At 36.3% G+C, this 18206-nt stretch carries 13 protein-coding genes and 1 pseudogene; 6 read left to right on the top strand and 8 right to left on the bottom strand.

Features of this window, described 5'->3' with window-relative positions:
• Positions 1 to 64: 64 nt before the first annotated feature.
• The 4 genes from D1Z92_RS06885 to D1Z92_RS17705 all read right to left on the bottom strand — a co-directional run bounded on the left by D1Z92_RS06885 (position 65) and on the right by D1Z92_RS17705 (position 2093).
• On the bottom strand, positions 65 to 487 hold the full coding sequence (locus tag D1Z92_RS06885) for a YugN family protein (protein WP_128894926.1): 423 nt from the start codon (positions 485 to 487) through the stop codon (positions 65 to 67).
• A 71-nt stretch (positions 488 to 558) separates the two neighbouring features.
• Positions 559 to 705 carry a hypothetical protein gene (locus D1Z92_RS17265; protein WP_164931488.1) on the bottom strand — a complete coding sequence of 49 codons (147 nt, stop codon included), beginning with the start codon at positions 703 to 705 and terminating at the stop codon, positions 559 to 561.
• A gap of 158 nt (positions 706 to 863) precedes the next feature.
• Positions 864 to 1364, bottom strand: a complete 501-nt coding sequence (locus D1Z92_RS06880) for an RNA polymerase sigma factor (RefSeq protein WP_128894925.1) — start codon at positions 1362 to 1364, stop codon at positions 864 to 866.
• Positions 1365 to 1511: 147 nt separating this feature from the next.
• Complete coding sequence (locus D1Z92_RS17705; RefSeq protein ID WP_128894924.1) at positions 1512 to 2093, bottom strand: 3D domain-containing protein; 582 nt, start codon at positions 2091 to 2093, stop codon at positions 1512 to 1514.
• Between the two features lie 253 nt (positions 2094 to 2346).
• Here D1Z92_RS17705 and D1Z92_RS06870 point away from each other — a divergent pair, with 253 nt between their 5' ends.
• From D1Z92_RS06870 to D1Z92_RS06855, 4 genes and pseudogenes are all read left to right on the top strand, one after another.
• The gene (locus D1Z92_RS06870; RefSeq protein WP_128894923.1) at positions 2347 to 2898 is read left to right on the top strand and encodes a glycerol-3-phosphate responsive antiterminator; all 552 of its coding nucleotides are present in this window, start codon (positions 2347 to 2349) and stop codon (positions 2896 to 2898) included.
• Positions 2899 to 3167: 269 nt separating this feature from the next.
• Positions 3168 to 3876, top strand: a pseudogene (locus tag D1Z92_RS06865) (MIP/aquaporin family protein); the annotation flags it as partial.
• A 205-nt stretch (positions 3877 to 4081) separates the two neighbouring features.
• A complete protein-coding gene (gene glpK, locus D1Z92_RS06860) occupies positions 4082 to 5572 on the top strand; it encodes a glycerol kinase GlpK (protein WP_128894921.1) in 1491 nt (496 codons plus the stop codon).
• Between the two features lie 295 nt (positions 5573 to 5867).
• Positions 5868 to 7544, top strand: a complete 1677-nt coding sequence (locus tag D1Z92_RS06855) for a glycerol-3-phosphate dehydrogenase/oxidase (protein ID WP_128894920.1) — start codon at positions 5868 to 5870, stop codon at positions 7542 to 7544.
• A gap of 505 nt (positions 7545 to 8049) precedes the next feature.
• Here the strand turns inward: D1Z92_RS06855 and thrS are convergent.
• The 4 genes from thrS to mqnC form a co-directional block, all read right to left on the bottom strand.
• Positions 8050 to 9990, bottom strand: a complete 1941-nt coding sequence (gene thrS / locus D1Z92_RS06850; RefSeq protein WP_128894919.1) for a threonine--tRNA ligase — start codon at positions 9988 to 9990, stop codon at positions 8050 to 8052.
• Positions 9991 to 10471: 481 nt separating this feature from the next.
• The gene (locus D1Z92_RS06845; RefSeq protein ID WP_240666601.1) at positions 10472 to 11509 is read right to left on the bottom strand and encodes a mannonate dehydratase; all 1038 of its coding nucleotides are present in this window, start codon (positions 11507 to 11509) and stop codon (positions 10472 to 10474) included.
• 301 nt (positions 11510 to 11810) lie between these two features.
• Positions 11811 to 12758: a putative sporulation protein YtxC gene (locus tag D1Z92_RS06840; RefSeq protein WP_164931487.1), complete on the bottom strand. Its 948-nt coding sequence runs from the start codon at positions 12756 to 12758 to the stop codon at positions 11811 to 11813.
• A gap of 265 nt (positions 12759 to 13023) precedes the next feature.
• A complete protein-coding gene (mqnC, locus tag D1Z92_RS06835; RefSeq protein ID WP_128894916.1) occupies positions 13024 to 14157 on the bottom strand; it encodes a cyclic dehypoxanthinyl futalosine synthase in 1134 nt (377 codons plus the stop codon).
• Between the two features lie 271 nt (positions 14158 to 14428).
• Between mqnC and D1Z92_RS06830 the strand changes: the two genes are divergently transcribed.
• The gene (locus D1Z92_RS06830) at positions 14429 to 16612 is read left to right on the top strand and encodes a bifunctional 2',3'-cyclic-nucleotide 2'-phosphodiesterase/3'-nucleotidase (protein ID WP_128894915.1); all 2184 of its coding nucleotides are present in this window, start codon (positions 14429 to 14431) and stop codon (positions 16610 to 16612) included.
• A gap of 166 nt (positions 16613 to 16778) precedes the next feature.
• Positions 16779 to 18167, top strand: coding sequence for a pyridoxal phosphate-dependent decarboxylase family protein (locus D1Z92_RS06825; RefSeq protein ID WP_128894914.1), 1389 nt, complete (start codon positions 16779 to 16781; stop codon positions 18165 to 18167).
• The last annotated feature ends 39 nt before the right edge of the window (positions 18168 to 18206 follow it).

Genomic DNA, 18206 nt, shown 5'->3' with positions numbered 1-18206 from the left:
GGTAAACATTAAAAATACATTAATATGAGATAAAAAAGGAGTTAATTTTCAGGACTTTCATCACCTACTCCTTATTCACCAATACGACACGTTCAACTTCTTGCAGTGAAGATTTTCCCTTGTCCAGCCAATGTTGTTCTATTTCGGCATCCACATCAATAGGCGTCTGAAATTGATCTATTAATGCTCCATATATATATGCTTTGGCTTCAGGATCCAGACCTTCATTATAAATATGCTTTAAAAGATAAGGTGTTCCCACCTTAATCATCGTTGTCTGATTTTGCTTTTCTCCATCTATTTTTCCCGCTATCGTTTCAAAAGGAATGCGGAGCCATACCATATGCTTATCATCTAGAGGTTTGTCAAAGCTACCATGATGGTAATCCCAGTTCCCTCCCATTGTAAACAGTAATGGATGCAATTGTTCGTAAAGCTCATGATGCATGTGCTCTGTTTCTTCTAATGAAGATGGAAGTGTAATCATACCCTTGCTCCTTTCCAATATAGAAAAAGACAAGACGACGAAAAACCATCATCTTGCCTTCCTGTAATCGTTTATTTTTCCATTTCCTCAGATTGATAATTACCTGCTTGTTTATTATTATTTGCAGCATTTTCTTCTGCAAATTCAACTTCATATTGTTGCTGATTTTGGCCCATGTTTTGACCCATGTTTTGACCTTGCTTTTTGTTTTTAGCCATGTCCTATCACCTCCTACCGACCGTAAGGTTGTTATAACCCATACAATATTATGTCGAAGAAAGAGATTTTTTATGCAAAACATGCAAGACAAGGAACAATCTCAAGGCCCATTGCTATAACAACATAAAATCAGGTAAAAAACATCAAGACAATAAAATTAGTCAAACATCTTTCTAAGCTTGGTTCTACCTCTGCTTAATCTAGCTTTTACCGTTCCCTCAGGAATATTCATCATTTCTGCAATTTCACGGCTTTTATATCCATCAATATAACGATACGTCATCATCCGTTCTGTTTCTTCACCGAACGTGACGAAACTTTCCTTTACTACATAAGCAATGACTTGATCTTCAATAGAGTTGTTACTGCTTATTGTATAAGACAAATCTATTAGATCAGACTGCTCGCGCTCGCGCGCCTTCTTTTTCAGCATATTCAATGCTGTATGATAAGTAATTGATTTTGCCCAAGCGACTAATTTCTCTTCATCTTTTAACGTATCAATCTTGTTTAATATTTTAATCCATGCTTCTTGAACGACATCTAAAGCGTCGTTTTTATTTCGGATTTTGGAGTAAGCGACATAAAACATTTGTTGATAAAGATGCATTAAAAATTGTTCTTTATCATTTTGAAAAAGAGCTGTACTATTCAACATACTACCTAATCTCCCAAAATAAAGGTTATCAGAACACAGTCTTTTAACATATTATTTAACCAATGTTTACTAGTAGTTACTTTTTTATTGTATCACATTTAGTCCAACAATATAAGAAAGATTGGGAATTGATTGTAAAAAATATATTTAGTTTTCTACGTACCATTGTAGAATATTTTGGTAGGATTCCTCTGTTAAACTACCATTTCCTTCCTCAATGATGTATACCTTTAACGTTTTAATGCCCCACTGGCTAAAAACGTCATCTTTTGTATTAAAATACAAATCTATTTTATTTCCTTTAATGGCTGATCCAATATCCGCAACGACTCCATACCCATAATCAGGAATCCATAGTATAGTTCCCAATGGAAAAACGGAAAGATCTGCAGCTATAGTCGAAACAACATCTCGTTTCACTTGCACCCCAGAATAAGTAATGCCGTAAGCTGGATGTCCTGGCTCCTTGCCAGTAGATTCTTTCCCAGCGAAATAACCAGTTGCCGTTACTTCTATTGCTTCATACGTTGCTGCTAGTTCAGTATCTGTCATCTCTTGTATGTTTTTATTTACAGAACTCTCTAGTAATATACTATGTTCTGTTTGTATCTCTTGCTCTGTTGTTAATATAATATCTAAATGATCACCATAATCTACCCAAAGTGAAGTTGCGAGCATAGAAACACCACTTACAAATTTTGAAAGTTTTGAAAATGAAGATTTTATCATTATTTATCCTCCCTCATACTTCGAGAATCTCCATGTGTGTCATATTTTATACATATTATGTTTATATTTGAGAGTCTAGTACAACTTATATTGCGGTTGAATATTACTTTTATTCCATCGTTATAAAAAGTACGCTTATTGCATACTGACTATAATAATGACATGGTATACTATTTAAATTGAAAGCTTTAACGTATTACCTCAGGTAATGAATCAATAACAAGCAAAGACAAATTGAAGAAGGTGAACATTCATGTTTAACAATCAAACCGTACTACCTGCAATTAGAAAAATGAAATACTTTGATAAACTAATGGAAAGTGACTATGAACATATTGTGTTATTAGATAGTCATATTGGAAACGTCAAAAACATTGTTCTGAATGCAAAAAAAAACAGAAAGAAAATGTATATACATATGGACTTGATACAGGGACTTAAAAATGATGAATATGCTACAGACTACATATGCCAAGAAATTAAACCTCATGGATTAATTTCTACGAGAGCGAATGTCATTATTAGAGCAAAGAAAAAAGGCCTCATTGCCATCCAACGATTATTTTTGTTAGATAGTAGTGCGCTAACGAAAAGTTATGAGTTATTGGATAAAACAAAACCTGATTTCATTGAAGTCCTGCCAGGAGTCATGCCGCATATCATAAAAGAAATATATGAAGAAACTAAAATCCCTATCATAGCTGGTGGTTTTATAAGAAAAGAACAAGAAGTGGATGAAGCGATTCAAGCAGGAGCCGTGGCCGTCACTACTTCCAGAAAAGAATTATGGAATAAAAATAGTTGAAAATATAAATAAAAAACGAAAGCGATCACTTATATTTGTGATCGTTTTTTTCACATATAGCGTAAAATTGTAATCACATTGTCATCATATATTTCAAAAAACAATTGACAGCGCTTTCATATGCTTCTATAATGTTAACAAAAGTTCATAAATGTGACGGAGACATGGAGATCCACGCACTTTTCACTTAGTTGAAAGACTAAGGTTAAGTTTGCAGTGGATTTTTTTATTTCCTTACATACCTAAAAAATACATAAGGAGTTGGTTGTATGTCAGCATTTTGGGGTGAAGTGATCGGAACCATGATTTTAATCGTTTTTGGTGGAGGGGTTTGTGCAGCTGTTACATTAAAAGACTCGTACGCACAAAATGGCGGCTGGATCGTTATTGCATTTGGTTGGGGTTTTGCCGTTGCCATGGGGGTATACGCGGTAGGTGAAATTAGTGGAGCACATTTAAATCCAGCAGTAACAATAGGAATGGCAACGGTTGGAGCCTTTGAATGGGAAAATGTAGCTAGTTATATTACCGCGCAAATGTTAGGAGCATTTCTTGGTGCAGCGCTCGTATATTTGCAGTATTTACCTCACTGGGGAAAGACAGAAGATCCTGGCGCTAAGCTTGGAGTTTTTTCTACTGGTCCAGCTATTAAAAATACACCAGCAAATTTATTCAGTGAAATATTCGGTACTTTCATTCTAGTACTAGCACTTCTATTCATTGGAGCAAATGAATTTACGGAAGGACTTAATCCATTAATTGTCGGGTTCCTTATCGTGGCTATCGGTCTTTCTTTAGGCGGAACAACAGGGTATGCAATTAATCCTGCTCGTGATTTAGGACCGAGAATTGCACACTTTGTACTACCTATAAGAGGTAAAGGCGGTTCGAACTGGAGTTATGCATGGATCCCTATACTAGGTCCTATCATCGGTGGAACTTATGGCGGATTATTTTATCAAATTGTATTTGAAAAATCATCAATCAGTTGGGTTTTCTGGGCTTTAACTGCGGTCATTGCTCTCATCACGATTGCATCCTTTCTTCAAGATAAGACCAGTAGCACTTCATCATCTATTAGCGCTTAATTTTATACATTAATATGATAAAAAATTCAAATAAGCATGAAATCTAAGAAAAAAACGTTTAAACTAAAAAAAACAGAATAGAGGAGAAATGAAACATGGAAAAATATATTTTATCTTTAGATCAAGGTACAACAAGTTCAAGAGCAATCATATTTAATCACGCTGGGGAAATCATTGAAGCCGCACAGAAAGAATTCACACAAATTTTCCCTAAGCCAGGCTGGGTAGAACATGACGCTACTGAAATATGGAGTTCGATTCTCTCTGTCATTTCAGAAGTTCTAAGTAAAGCTAGCATTGAAGCATCACAAATTGCGGGAATTGGTATCACCAATCAAAGGGAGACAGCAGTTGTATGGGATAAACATACTGGTAAGCCTATTTACAATGCAGTCGTATGGCAATCTCGCCAAACTTCAGCCATATGTGATGAGTTAAAAGCACAAGGACACAGCGATCTATTCCGTGAGAAAACAGGTTTACTTATTGACGCGTATTTCTCTGGAACGAAAGTAAAATGGATTTTAGATCATGTAGATGGAGCAAGAGAGAAAGCAGACAAAGGCGACTTGTTATTTGGAACGATTGATTCATGGTTAATTTGGAAGTTATCTGGTGGCAAAGCGCACGTTACAGATTATTCAAATGCATCTCGTACGCTTATGTACAACATATATGATTTGAAATGGGATGAAGAATTACTATCTATTTTAGACGTACCAGCTTCTATGCTGCCCGAAGTTCGTCCTTCCTCGGAGATCTATGCAACAACGAATGCAGATTTATTTTTTGGAGAACAAGTTCCGATTTCAGGAGTTGCGGGTGACCAACAAGCAGCGTTATTTGGTCAAGCTTGTTATGATGAGGGAATGGCTAAAAATACGTACGGCACGGGTTGCTTTATGTTAATGAATACAGGAGAAAAAGCGGTTAAATCCGATCATGGACTTCTAACGACACTTGCATGGGGACTAAACGGAAAAGTAGAGTATGCGCTGGAAGGCAGCATCTTTGTTGCTGGTTCTGCTATACAATGGCTTCGTGATGGACTACGCATGTTTAATCATTCTGCAGATAGTGAGCAATATGCAGAGCGAATCGGTTCTACTGATGGCGTATACCTCGTTCCTGCTTTTGTAGGATTAGGAACTCCTTATTGGGAAAGTGATGTTCGCGGTGCTGTATTTGGTCTTACTCGTGGTACAACGAAAGAACACTTCATACGTGCTACACTAGAATCGTTAGCATATCAAACAAAAGATGTATTAACTGCGATGGAAGCCGATTCAGGTATTTCTTTGAAGACGCTGCGCGTGGACGGAGGAGCAGTAAGTAATAACTTCCTTATGCAGTTCCAGAGCGATATATTAAGTGTCCCTGTTGAAAGACCAGTAGTAAGTGAAACCACTGCCCTTGGTGCAGCATACTTGGCGGGACTTGCGGTTGGTTACTGGAAAGATCAAAACGAAATTGCACAACAATGGAAAATTGATCGCACTTTCCAACACCAGATGGAAGAACAGCAAAAAAATGATCTTTACGATGGTTGGAAAAAAGCCGTTCAATCCACGATTAGCTTTAAATAGTCTCCAGTTTGCAACTTTAAAGCATAGTTCATAACTTGTACTTATTATTAAAAAATAATGATTGTTTCGTTATACTGTATGTGTTACGATAAATTTAACTTATGTGACGAAGTTTTAAATTTTAATTCATCTTCATATCAACGTTACAATACAATGAACAATATAATATATTGGTGGAGACATTGGAGAGACCACGATACCTTTTAAACTATTTAAGAGGTATTCGTTGGTCTCTTTTTTTATGATTTTTACCCTATTCAAAATGTTTTCTACACATACCATGGAGGGAATCGGAATGAAAAACAAATTTTCCAGCTTAAAAAGAGAAGATATTATTTCTGATATAAAGGAGAATCAACTTGATGTATTAGTTATTGGAGGAGGCATTACAGGAGCCGGCATTGCATTAGATGGCGTAACCAGAGGACTGAACATTGGAGTAGTGGATATGCAAGATTTTGCAGCAGGAACTTCCAGCCGTTCTACTAAGCTCGTTCATGGAGGATTAAGATATTTAAAACAGTTTGAAGTCAAATTAGTAGCAGAAGTCGGAAAAGAAAGAGCCATAGTATACGAGAATGGTCCTCACGTTACTACACCAGAATGGATGCTGCTTCCTTTCTATAAAGGCGGAACCTTTGGTCCTTTTAGTACTTCGATTGGATTGCGAGTTTATGATTTTCTTGCCGGTGTAAAAAAAGAAGAGCGTAGAAAAATGCTGTCTGTGCAAGAAACAATGGAGAAGGAAAGTTTGCTAAAAAAAGAGGACTTAAAGGGTTCCGGATATTATGTGGAATATCGTACTGACGATGCCAGACTCACAATCGAAGTCATGAAAGAAGCAGTAAAACGTGGAGCAAAAGCACTTAACTACAGTAAAGTTGAGTCTTTCATTTACGAAAACAGTAAAATTGTCGGTGTTAACGTAAAAGATCAATTAACACATGAAACATATGCCATCTATGCACACTATATCATTAATGCTGCTGGACCTTGGGTAGATGAATTAAGAACAGAAGATAAATCAAGAACGGGTAAATCCTTGCACTTAACTAAAGGAGTGCACCTCGTTTTTGATCAAAGTAGATTCCCATTAAAACAAGCCATTTATTTCGATACACCAGACAAAAGAATGGTGTTTGCCATTCCACGTGATGGAAAAACTTACGTTGGTACAACAGATACGACCTACACTAATAACATAGAACACCCGAGAATGACGGAAGATGATTTGCATTATATCATCAAATCCATCGATTTTATGTTTCCAGAAATAAAAATAAAAGCAGAAGACGTGGAGTCAAGTTGGGCAGGACTAAGGCCTCTTATCCACGAAGATGGCAAAGATCCTTCTGAGATTTCACGTAAAGATGAAATATTTGAATCTCCTTCTGGTCTGCTATCCATTGCTGGAGGTAAATTAACGGGTTACCGAAAAATGGCTGAAAATATTATTAATCTTATTACAACGAAAATACAAGAAAACGGTGGCCAACATTATCCACCGAGTACGACAAAAAATATGCCAATTTCAGGCGGTGATGTAGGTGGATCTAAACAGTTCCCTGCTTTCGTCAAAGAAAACATAGAGAAGGGTGTAGCGCTACGTTTAAGTAAAGAAACGGCACAGATGTTAACACATCGATATGGCTCTAATGTTCATCACCTATATGATAACATCCAATTGCTCAACAAAATTGACTGTGAACTTAACTTACCAAACGAAGTAGGAGCCATGTTAAAGTATTCTTTGGAAGAAGAAATGACTTGTACTCCATTAGACTTTTTTATACGAAGAACGGGTGCCTTATTTTTTGATATTCAGTGGGTACATCAACATAAAGCAGCAGTAATTAACCATATGGCAGAAGTATTACAGTGGACAGAAGAAGAGAAAGAACAACATACGAAAGAACTAGAGAAACATCTGCACGATGCAGTTCACCCGGCAAAAGATGATCAAGAAGCTTAAACCATTTACACCACTTTAAAATAAAGCTCGTTTGTACACCTGTCCATGCCAGGTTCAATACAAACGAGCTTAGATAAGTTGATTGAACTTGTTCAAGCAACTTATTACCTATATTCATAAGATGGAGAAATTTCAATATCTCAACCTTTACGCCTGGCTTCTGAGGCGTAATACTTGTATCTTATTATTTCTCCATCTTATATTAAGTTGAGTGAACTTGTTCAATCAACTTATTACCGCTAAACATAAGATGGAGAAATTTCACAACCTTTACGCCTGGCTTCTGAGGCGTAATACTTTTAGATTTTTTTTTCTCCATCTTAGATAAGTTGAGTGAACTTGTTCAATTAACTTATTACCGCTAAACATAAGATGGAGAAATTTCACAACCTTTACGCCTGGCTTCTGAGGCGTAATACTTTTAGATTATTTTTTCTCCATCTTATATTGATAAGTTGAATGAACTTGTTCAAGCAACTTATTACCTCTATTCTACTTATATGATTTAGCTGGTTATTTTGTTTTCAACTTCTTTATTGATCTGATCTATGATAGCCAATACAGGCTGCTCTCCTACATCCCCTTCACCACGTTTACGTACAGAGACCGTTTCATTATTTTTCTCGTTCTCTCCCACGATAAACATGTATGGAACTTTTTGTAGCTGAGCTTCTCTAATTTTATAACCTAACTTCTCATTTCTATAATCTGCTTCTACTCTAATACCTGCATCTTGCAATTGTTTTGTTACCTGCTCTGCATAATCATTATAATGGTTAGAAACAGGTACGACTTTCGCTTGTGTTGGAGAAAGCCATGTCGGAAGTGCCCCGCCATAATTCTCTAGTAGAAATGCTGTCATACGCTCCATCGTACTAATGATACCGCGATGAATCACGACAGGACGATGTTTGTTACCATCTTCACCGATGTATTCTAGTTCAAATTTTTCAGGCAGTAAGAAATCCAATTGCGCTGTGGATAGTGTCTCTTCTTTTTTCAATACTGTCTTTATTTGCACGTCTAACTTCGGTCCGTAAAACGCTGCTTCTCCTTCTGCTTCAAAATATGGAATCTCTAACTCGTCTGCTACTTCTTTCAACATACGTTGTGATAATTCCCACATCTCATCATCTGGAAAATACTTTTCCGTATCTTGCGGATCACGATAAGAAAGGCGGAAACGATAATCTTCAATACCAAAATCTTTATATACCTCTTGAATCAAGTTCACTACTCGCTTGAACTCTTCTTTAATTTGATCTGGTCTACAGAAAATATGTGCATCATTTAGTGTCATGGCACGAACACGATGTAATCCTGTCAATGCTCCTGACATTTCATAACGATGCATTGTACCTAATTCCGCAATACGGATCGGAAGTTCTCTATAACTTCTCATGTCTGATTTAAATATCATCATATGATGGGGACAGTTCATCGGACGAAGAACAAGCTCTTCATTGTCCATTTCCATTGTAGGAAACATATCTTCCTGATAATGTTCCCAGTGACCAGATATTTTATATAACTCCGTACTAGCCAACACAGGAGTGTAGACGTGATCGTAACCTAAACGTCCTTCCAAATCTACAATGTAGCGTTCTAATGTTTTTCTAAGTGTTGCACCTTTTGGCAGCCACAGCGGCAATCCTTGTCCTACTTCTTGAGAGAAAGTGAAAATTTTCAAATCTTTACCCAGTCTGCGATGATCTCTTTTCTTTGCTTCTTCTAGTAAATGAAGATGTTCCTCTAAGTGCTGTTTTTTAGCAAATGCAGTTCCATAAATACGCTGAAGCATTTTATTTTTAGCATCTCCCCGCCAGTACGCACCAGCGACACTTAGCAATTTGAATGCTTTTACTTTTCCAGTTGAAGGCAAATGTGGACCTCTACACAAATCAAAAAATTCACCTTGATCATAGATGGAGATTGTTTCTCCTTCAGGAAGCTCATGGATCAATTCCAACTTAAGGTGATCGTCTATTTCAGTGTAAATGTTTAGTGCTTCTTCACGAGATACTTCGCGACGGACGATTTTGTGGTTTTCTTTTATTATTTTGTTCATTTCTTTTTCTATTTTGGGTAAATCTTCTGTTGTAATGGATTGTTCCATATCGATGTCGTAATAAAAACCATCTTCAATAACGGGTCCAATACCCAACTTTACATTTTCTGCTCCATAAATCCTTTTTAGCGCTTGTGCCATAATATGTGCACTGCTATGGCGTAAAACTTCAAGCCCTTCTTCATTATCTAACGTGATAATTTCTATAGCTGCATCATGAACCAGCGTATGCTGCAAATCAACAACTTCGCCATTCACTTTCCCTGCAACTGCACTTTTTTGTAAACTCTTGCTGATTGATCCAGCTACTTCAAAAACCGAAATGTTTTGCTCTACTTCTTTTTTTGCTCCATTTGGAAATGTAAGTTCAATTGACATGTTTGTTCATCCTTTCTTTTTTACACATAAAAAAACACTCTATCCCTAAAAGGGACGAGCGTGTGTCGTCGTGGTTCCACCCTTGTTCAACTCACATTACCACCATTTTAAAACATAAAATAATGTGGCACCATGAGTCCTTCCATCATTCTATAACGGGAATGCACCGGTAATTGATACTGCGAATAAAGTGAAATATCACATTATCCTTTTCCCAATTACAGCTCCAAGTGGTGAATTTATGTTGAAACGGGGAAAATTGCAGCCAAGTTCTCCCTCTCTGATTCATTTCAAAACTCATAAATCCGTATCTTTATCATCACTAATGGTTATGTTTTTGATTTCTTGTGAAACATTATAAGATTTTTTCGATGGACGGTCAAGTTAATTTCATTAAAATATGTTAACATATTGGTTTATATTTGTTTTTTCATTTTTAGAGTTCTATGTGTTCATTGTTCTTGTGTTCATTCAAACACAATCAAACACTTCGTTCAAACAGACTATCCAATATTCCGTTTAAATACGTAGCGCCTAATGCTCTGTCATATAAACCATATCGTGCATTTTTCGACTCTTCAAAAACAATACTGCGATACTCTGGTGTGATTGGTCCGTCAAATCCAACATCTTTTAGTTTTTTTAAAATTTTCAATGTATTAATGAAATTTTCTTTTAAATGTTGAGATGGAGGCGTATGAATTCCACTCTGCGCTTTTAACTTATTGCAAGCTTGCACGTAATATATTCTATGTTTTGCCAACTCTATAATAGAAAAAATATCTTTTTGCAGCGTAGCTCCATAAGATTTTGTAGATAGGGATAAACCAAGATAAGGATTATCTACTTGGTTCAAAATAAACTCCAACGTTTTCATATCAGGAACGACTCTAGGCAAACCTAGTATAGAGTATAAATGGTCATCAGGATTAAATGCTAACTTGACAGATTCTTGTTCTGCTACTGGTACAATCTCCTCTATAAAATACATGAGATTGTCTAGAAGCTCTCCCTCTTTCATCTGCTTATACGCCTTCATCAATCGCGTTATTTCATGTTTACTATACTTTATCTTCCATCCACATTTATCCCATTTGCCATCGATCAGCATCTTCACCTTTAAAATATGCTCATCATAGGAAAAGGAATGAATGGACTCATCTTGATCAAATCCGTGGAAATAAACAGGGGACCAATCAAATAAAGGCATAAAGTTAAAACATATCACTTTGATTCCTGACTGCGATAAATTTCGAATGGTTTGTTTATAATTTTCGATATAAAATCGTTTCGATACATCGCCCAATTTTATATGATCATGAACAGGAACATTTTCCATTACTTTCAGTTCCAGTCCTTTGTCCATAACTTGCGTTACTACTTCATGAATTTTATCCTGTGTCCACACTTGTCCGACTGGAATATTATACACCGTTGTAACGATTCCCTCTATTTTAGAAACGTGTTTAATTTGTTCTAAAGTGATCTGATCTTCAGGACCGTACCAACGAAAAGACATTTGCAATTTTCACTACACCCCATATTCTATATACGAAGAAAAACATTAAATTACAGCCCTAAATGACAATGTATTTCATAAAACATTTTAACATAATGTCTTCAAAATTAAATAATTTCTTTTGATTTTATTGAATAAATATATAATACATTTCCAAAGCAGTATATAAGTTAATCCAATTTATATACTTATTTTGGAAATAATAACATAAAAATTGTATGTTTTTCTTTTTTTAATATGAAAAACTTCTGTCTTTTAAAGTGCAAAAGCATTCACGAAAAACTAAATTATTCCACTTAAACTAATTTAGAAATATTTCTCCATTTTCATTCATATTGCCTTTTAATTTCGTTTTATTTCGTACTGCCTGTCGGAACTGTTCAATAAACTGCAAATCAGTTCGAATGACAGAACGTTGTTGAAATATTTTTTGTAACGTTTTAATCGCTTGCATTTCTGGTTCTAGTGTATGAATATACAATTTTTGAGGAGAAACGGTTATTAATGTGCTCACAATCGTATCTTCATAATTTAAATCTTGATCTATCATTTCCATCACAAATTTATCTATCTTATCCGTTTTAATGGGCTGGAACTGTTCATCCAACAACAAGAAATCATAATTTTGTAGATGAATAAGGTGTGCAATCGGAATTTTACTCTCTTGCACTTCTACAAAATACTTTAACAGTGTCATAAATTCCTGATATTGATGTTCGATCATATATTCATCCACAGCATAGTCAATGCATGCATTTAATTCTTCACGATAGTCAGGGAAACGAAAAAATACAGAACCAGGCAAATGCAGCGTATCTTCATTTTGAATATACACCAACAACTCTTGTTTTAACTTATCTTCCCTCATGCCAATTGTACTGTAATTTGTTCCACTACAATCATTTTCATACATGATATCCCAACAAAAATCACAAACATTTTGAATCGTTTGCTCATACAAATAATGCAATTTTTTCTTTATTAATTTCAACATAAAATTACGTTCGTAAAAAGCTACAATATGTTTAGCCAATCCAGCTAATACAATATCCAACAACGGTTCTACATGATGCTGATCGTTTGCATAAAAAGTAACATGAAGTTGTTGGTGGTCGATTTGTTCCGTTTCCCAATGCAATTTCATTTTATGTGTATGTAATGTTTCTTGTTGCAATTGTTTTATATGTTGAAGTAATTGCTCACATTCCTCTTTAAACGGTTCATAAATGAATACCGAAATCAATTTCATACACTTTCTCCTTTCCATTACCTGTTTAAAGTATATGGGGTTAAGAAAGCATATATACGATGAATTGCATGGTAAGCATGGAAAATGATTTCTTTAGAAAAAAGCATAAAAAAGAAAATCAACTGACTAGAGTGCAGCCAGAAGATTTTTATCATTGCATTTTCACACTGGGATACATACAACTTATAATGAGGAAGTTTACTTACTCACACATGTCTTACAGTTACTGACTTACTCCACTTTATTTTTGCATGACATACATGCTTTAGTTTTGGAGGATAAAATCCTTCTCTACTCCATCATCAGGCTGGTATGTTTTTAGAATATCATATCGGGTATTGCGTAACGCAGGTACTTTACCAGCTTCACGTATTAACTTTAAGATGAGTTCAATGTTCACTTTATGTGTACATGCTGCTGCGGAAACCACGTTCTCTTCTAACATGGTACTTCCAAAATCATTGCAACCATAAGATAAAGATTTTTTCCCTATTTCTGGTCCTAATGTAACCCATGAGGCTTGGAAGTTAGGAATGTTATCTAACATCAAACGACTAATAGCTAACGTCTTCAAATATTCTTCATTGGATACTTTCTCCGCTTTTAAATTGGTATTGTCTGGCTGGAAAGTCCAAATAATAAATGCCAGAAATCCTGGCGTATTTAATTTTTGTTGGATGACCTCATCTTGTGCATCACGAATGCGCATTAAATGCAGCACTCTTTCTTCCATCGTTTCACCGAAACCAATAACCATCGTAGCCGTGGTGTGTAACTCTGCTCGGTGTGCAGCTTTCATAATATCTATCCATTCTTGCCAAGAACCTTTCAGTCGACTAATTTTATTTCTAATTCGATCGACCAGCATTTCAGCACCTGCACCAGGAAGAGAGTCAAGCCCCGCTTTTTTCAGCTCCGCAAACACTTCCTCATACGTAGCTAAACCAGATAGTTCTTTCATCTTTCTAATTTCCACAGTAGAAAAAGAATGAACATGGATATCAAATCTATTTTTAATCTCTTTTAATAATTCAAGATAATATGAGAATGGTAAGTTAGGATTTACCCCACCTTGCATTAATAATTCTGTGCCACCTACATCGACTAACTCTTGAATTTTTTCATATATAACTTCATTTGGAAGCACATACCCTTCATCTGAATCAGGCCCTCGATAAAAAGCACAAAAACGACAATATACATCACATACATTCGTATAGTTTACATTTCTCCCTATGACGAATGTAGCAACTGGATCAGGATGAAACCTTTTCATCACTTGATCAGCAGCATGACCAATTTTCTCCACCTCATTTGAAGCAAATAAAGCAATTCCATCCTCCATGCTCAACCGCTTTCCTTTGATTGCTTTATCTAAAATGGAATCGATATGGCTCATATGAACTTCCCCCTTTTAATCCTACTCATATCCTATCATATGTGAGAGGCTTTTTCATGACATAACAGCATAAAGTTCATAATTATCTTATGGAAAATCACATTTTTTGTTAGGTTATTCTTTGAATTGTTTAACAAGTAAATATTAATATAAAAACGCTTTCATTTTATAAAAAAGTATGATATGTTTTGTGTTGAATAACACGTCATACCATAGAAATACACATATCACTACACCTATCATCTATCAACTAAATTGGGGGAAGGTACAAATGGCACGAAAAAAAGAAAAAAAATTCATTACACCTATCGTTTCATCTCTACTTGCTCTATCATTAACGACCGCACCAATATCTTTTGCTGCAGAAGAAGACGCAACGCTAAACCTAAGAATTATGGAAACAACAGACATCCATGTGAACGTGTTGAATTACGACTATTATAAAGACGAAGCAACAGATGAATATGGTCTTGTGAAAACAGCTACGTTAATCAAACAAGCAAGAGCAGAAGTAAATAACAGCATGTTGTTTGACAACGGAGATTTGATCCAAGGGAATCCAATGGGCGATTATGTCGCTAAAGTGGATACGTTAGAACAAGGTGAGATACATCCTGTATATAAAGCAATGAATGAGCTAGGATACGACGCAGGAAACATCGGCAATCATGAATTTAATTACGGACTAGAATTTTTAGAAAGAGCATTAGAAGGAGCCAATTTCCCCTATGTCAGCGCAAACGTGTTCAACGATGACGGGGACAACGATCCTACCAATGACGTTCACCGCTATGATCCATACATTATTTTAGAAAGAACGTTTCAAGATAGCCACGGTAAAGATGTCATTTTAAATGTAGGTGTCATCGGATTTGTCCCTCCACAAATTATGACTTGGGATAAAAGTAACCTAGAAGGACAAGTCATTGCAAAAAGTATGATAGAAACCGCAGAAATGTATATCCCTAAAATGAAAGAAGAAGGTGCAGATATCATCGTCGCCATTCCTCATTCTGGTATATCTTCTATAAGTGGGAATACAGAAAATGCCGTAGCAGATCTGAGTAAAATAGAAGGCATAGATGCCATTTTGTTCGGTCATTCTCATCGTCTGTTTCCAAGTGAAGAATATAGTGATGTAGAAGGCGTTAATATTGAAAAAGGCACGATTAATGGAGTTGCTTCTGTCATGCCAGGGTACTGGGGAAATCACCTAGGCATCATTGACTTAAAACTTGAAGAAGTAGATGGGGAATGGGTAGTCGTAGACAGTCAAAGTACAAACCTTGCAATATACGACAGAAATGAAGGGTCTTTAGTTGATGCAGATCAGGACATCATCGATGCTTTAAAAGACGATCATGAGCATACGTTAACTTACATAAGAGGACCAGTAGGTACAACGACCGCACCTATCAACAGTTTCTTTGCGCTTATACAAGATGATCCGTCGGTTCAAATTGTAAATAACGCTCAACGTTGGTACGCTGAGAAATATATTCAAGGTACAGAATACGATGGTATGCCTGTATTGTCTGCTGCTGCACCGTTTAAATCCGGTTATAGAGATCCAAATAATTATACAGACATGGAAGCAGGGACAATCGCAGTCAAAAACGTGGCAGACTTATACGTTTATCCGAACACATTTAAAGCAGTTATGCTCACAGGAGCAGAAGTGAAAGAATGGCTAGAGATGTCCGCAGGCCAATTTAATCAAATCGATGTCAACACAACAGCACCGCAGCATATTAAAAATGAAAAATTCCCAACGTATAATTTCGATGTCATCGATGGTGTAACGTACGAAATTGATATTACTCAACCTGCAAAATATGACAACAGCACAGGTGAAATCATTAATGAGGGAGCAAATCGTATTGTCAATCTTCAATACGATGGCAAACCGATTGATTTAGAACAATCATTTATCGTAGCAACGAACAACTACCGTGCATTCGGTGGCGGAAGCTTTCCTAACTTAGGTAGCGAAGACAAAGTTGTCATTGATTCTCCTGATGAAAATCGTCAAATTATTATTAATTACATTATTGAAAATGAAACTATTAACCCAAGTGCGGATGGAAACTGGACATTTGCCTCAATTGAAGAAGACGTGACTGTAACATTCGAAACTTCTGCAAAATCTGAATCCTTTGCAGCGGAATATGATCTTGAAACATTTGAAAGTGAAGATATGATTCCTGTAAGAGCTACTAGCGATTCCCTCGGAGTAGAAGTGAAGTGGGATGAACCTACAATGAAAGTGACGTTACAAAAAGATGACCAAATGTTAGAATACGTGCTTTATGAAAAGATGGCAATGCTGAATGGGGAAGAAATCGAAATAGAAACAGAAATAAGAGATCAACATCTATACATCCGTAACAACGTTTATAGTGACATCTTCGGCGGAACAGGTTATACCACCTATAAAGTTCCACTTCAAAAGTAAACCACATCATAAAAAACAAATAACAGATATGATACTGTCATCATCTTGTTCCCTGTTTACATAAGCAGGGAACATTTTTTGTATCGCACTGTTAATCTTATCATTTGACTGTTATACACTCCCACATGTTAAGATGCAGCAAATCATATCATAGGAGGAAATCTTGATGCATCCACATTTAGAACATGATAAATTGCAATTTCAGGCTCTTTTAGAGCAAGTAAAACACCATAGTGTTTCCCATTATGATCAAATCGCTGATCACGTTGTGTCCCCTGTCAGTCAACATAAAGAGCATGAGACTTTACCTGCTAACGGATTAGGTGGAGAACAAACGTTGCAGTATTTTATACAAAAATTCAATCAGGACCTTAAAGCGACAGCAGGCCCTCGTTATTTCGGCTTTGTCACAGGTGGTGCGACACCGGCATCCATTGCTGGAGATTGGTTAAGTAGTATTTATGATCAAAATGCAATGGGCGGGAATCAAGGAGATGTGGAATACGTCATAGAACAAGAAGCATTATCATTATTTAAGCAACTATTAGATTTACCTGATTCCTTATATGCTTCGTTTGTTAGTGGTGCAACGATGGCGAACTTTGTCAGTCTAGCAGTAGGAAGGCAGTGGTTAGCAAAACAACAAGGTATTAACGTAGCAGAAGAGGGCTTATTTCACTTAAACGCCTTTCCCATACTGAGTGCAACTCCTCATTCTTCCATCTACAAGGCAATATCTATGCTTGGAATAGGGAGAAAACAATTACAAGTCATACCGAAACAAGAGAATAGAGAAGCGATTGACATCCCATTGCTAGAACAACAACTACAAAAATTAAACGGAACACCATGCATTGTGATTGCCAATTGCGGTACCGTCAATACTGGCGACAGCGATGATTTGCATGCGCTACTAGCGTTAAAAGAAGCATATCCTTTTTGGTTGCACGTAGATGCTGCTTTTGCCGGCATTGCTGCATGTTCTCCTCGCTACCAAGCTATGTTATCGGGAATAGAGAAAGCAGATTCCATCACCATTGATGCGCATAAGTGGTTAAATGTGCCTTACGATTCCGCTATACAACTTACGAAACATAAAGCACTGCAATACGAAGTATTCTATAATGCAGCTCCTTATTTAGGTCATGAACCTTCGATGATCGATTATACCCCTGAAAATTCCAGACGCTTACGTGCGCTACCTGTCTGGTTTGCTCTCATGGCATATGGAAAAGAAGGTTATATCGACATTGTAGAACGACATTGCCGCATCGCTTCATTATTTGGTGAAAAAATAAAAAAATCGAAGTTATTTACTTTATTATCTCCCGTGCATTTAAACATTGTTTGCTTTACGCTAGATCAAAAAAATATTACAAAAGAAACCATTCATCAATTTCTGGTCAAGCTAAATGGCAGTGGAAAAACGTTTTTAACACCTACTGTATACCAAGGCATACCTGCTATTCGCATCGCTGTAAGTAACTGGATTACAACAGAAGATGATGTGAAAACAACTTGGGATGCCATCGTAGCAGCCGCAAGTCATGAATGATACATTTTTTAAATACATTCATCTTATGCATTGCGGTAA

Source organism: Longirhabdus pacifica (genome assembly GCF_004115085.1).
GTDB classification, from domain to species: Bacteria; Bacillota; Bacilli; order Paenibacillales; family DSM-105158; genus Longirhabdus; species Longirhabdus pacifica.
This window is presented reverse-complemented; position numbering and strand designations above follow the sequence as displayed.

Bases quoted from the DNA above. Each gene is read 5' to 3' on its own strand.
- D1Z92_RS06885 (WP_128894926.1), bottom strand. From the start codon at position 487: ATGATTACACTTCCATCTTCATTAGAAGAAACAGAGCACATGCATCAT.
- D1Z92_RS17265 (WP_164931488.1), bottom strand. From the start codon at position 705: ATGGCTAAAAACAAAAAGCAAGGTCAAAACATGGGTCAAAACATGGGC.
- D1Z92_RS06880 (WP_128894925.1), bottom strand. From the start codon at position 1,364: ATGTTGAATAGTACAGCTCTTTTTCAAAATGATAAAGAACAATTTTTA.
- D1Z92_RS17705 (WP_128894924.1), bottom strand. From the start codon at position 2,093: ATGATAAAATCTTCATTTTCAAAACTTTCAAAATTTGTAAGTGGTGTT.
- D1Z92_RS06870 (WP_128894923.1), top strand. From the start codon at position 2,347: ATGTTTAACAATCAAACCGTACTACCTGCAATTAGAAAAATGAAATAC.
- glpK (WP_128894921.1), top strand. From the start codon at position 4,082: ATGGAAAAATATATTTTATCTTTAGATCAAGGTACAACAAGTTCAAGA.
- D1Z92_RS06855 (WP_128894920.1), top strand. From the start codon at position 5,868: ATGAAAAACAAATTTTCCAGCTTAAAAAGAGAAGATATTATTTCTGAT.
- thrS (WP_128894919.1), bottom strand. From the start codon at position 9,990: ATGTCAATTGAACTTACATTTCCAAATGGAGCAAAAAAAGAAGTAGAG.
- D1Z92_RS06845 (WP_240666601.1), bottom strand. From the start codon at position 11,509: ATGTCTTTTCGTTGGTACGGTCCTGAAGATCAGATCACTTTAGAACAA.
- D1Z92_RS06840 (WP_164931487.1), bottom strand. From the start codon at position 12,758: ATGAAATTGATTTCGGTATTCATTTATGAACCGTTTAAAGAGGAATGT.
- mqnC (WP_128894916.1), bottom strand. From the start codon at position 14,157: ATGAGCCATATCGATTCCATTTTAGATAAAGCAATCAAAGGAAAGCGG.
- D1Z92_RS06830 (WP_128894915.1), top strand. From the start codon at position 14,429: ATGGCACGAAAAAAAGAAAAAAAATTCATTACACCTATCGTTTCATCT.
- D1Z92_RS06825 (WP_128894914.1), top strand. From the start codon at position 16,779: ATGCATCCACATTTAGAACATGATAAATTGCAATTTCAGGCTCTTTTA.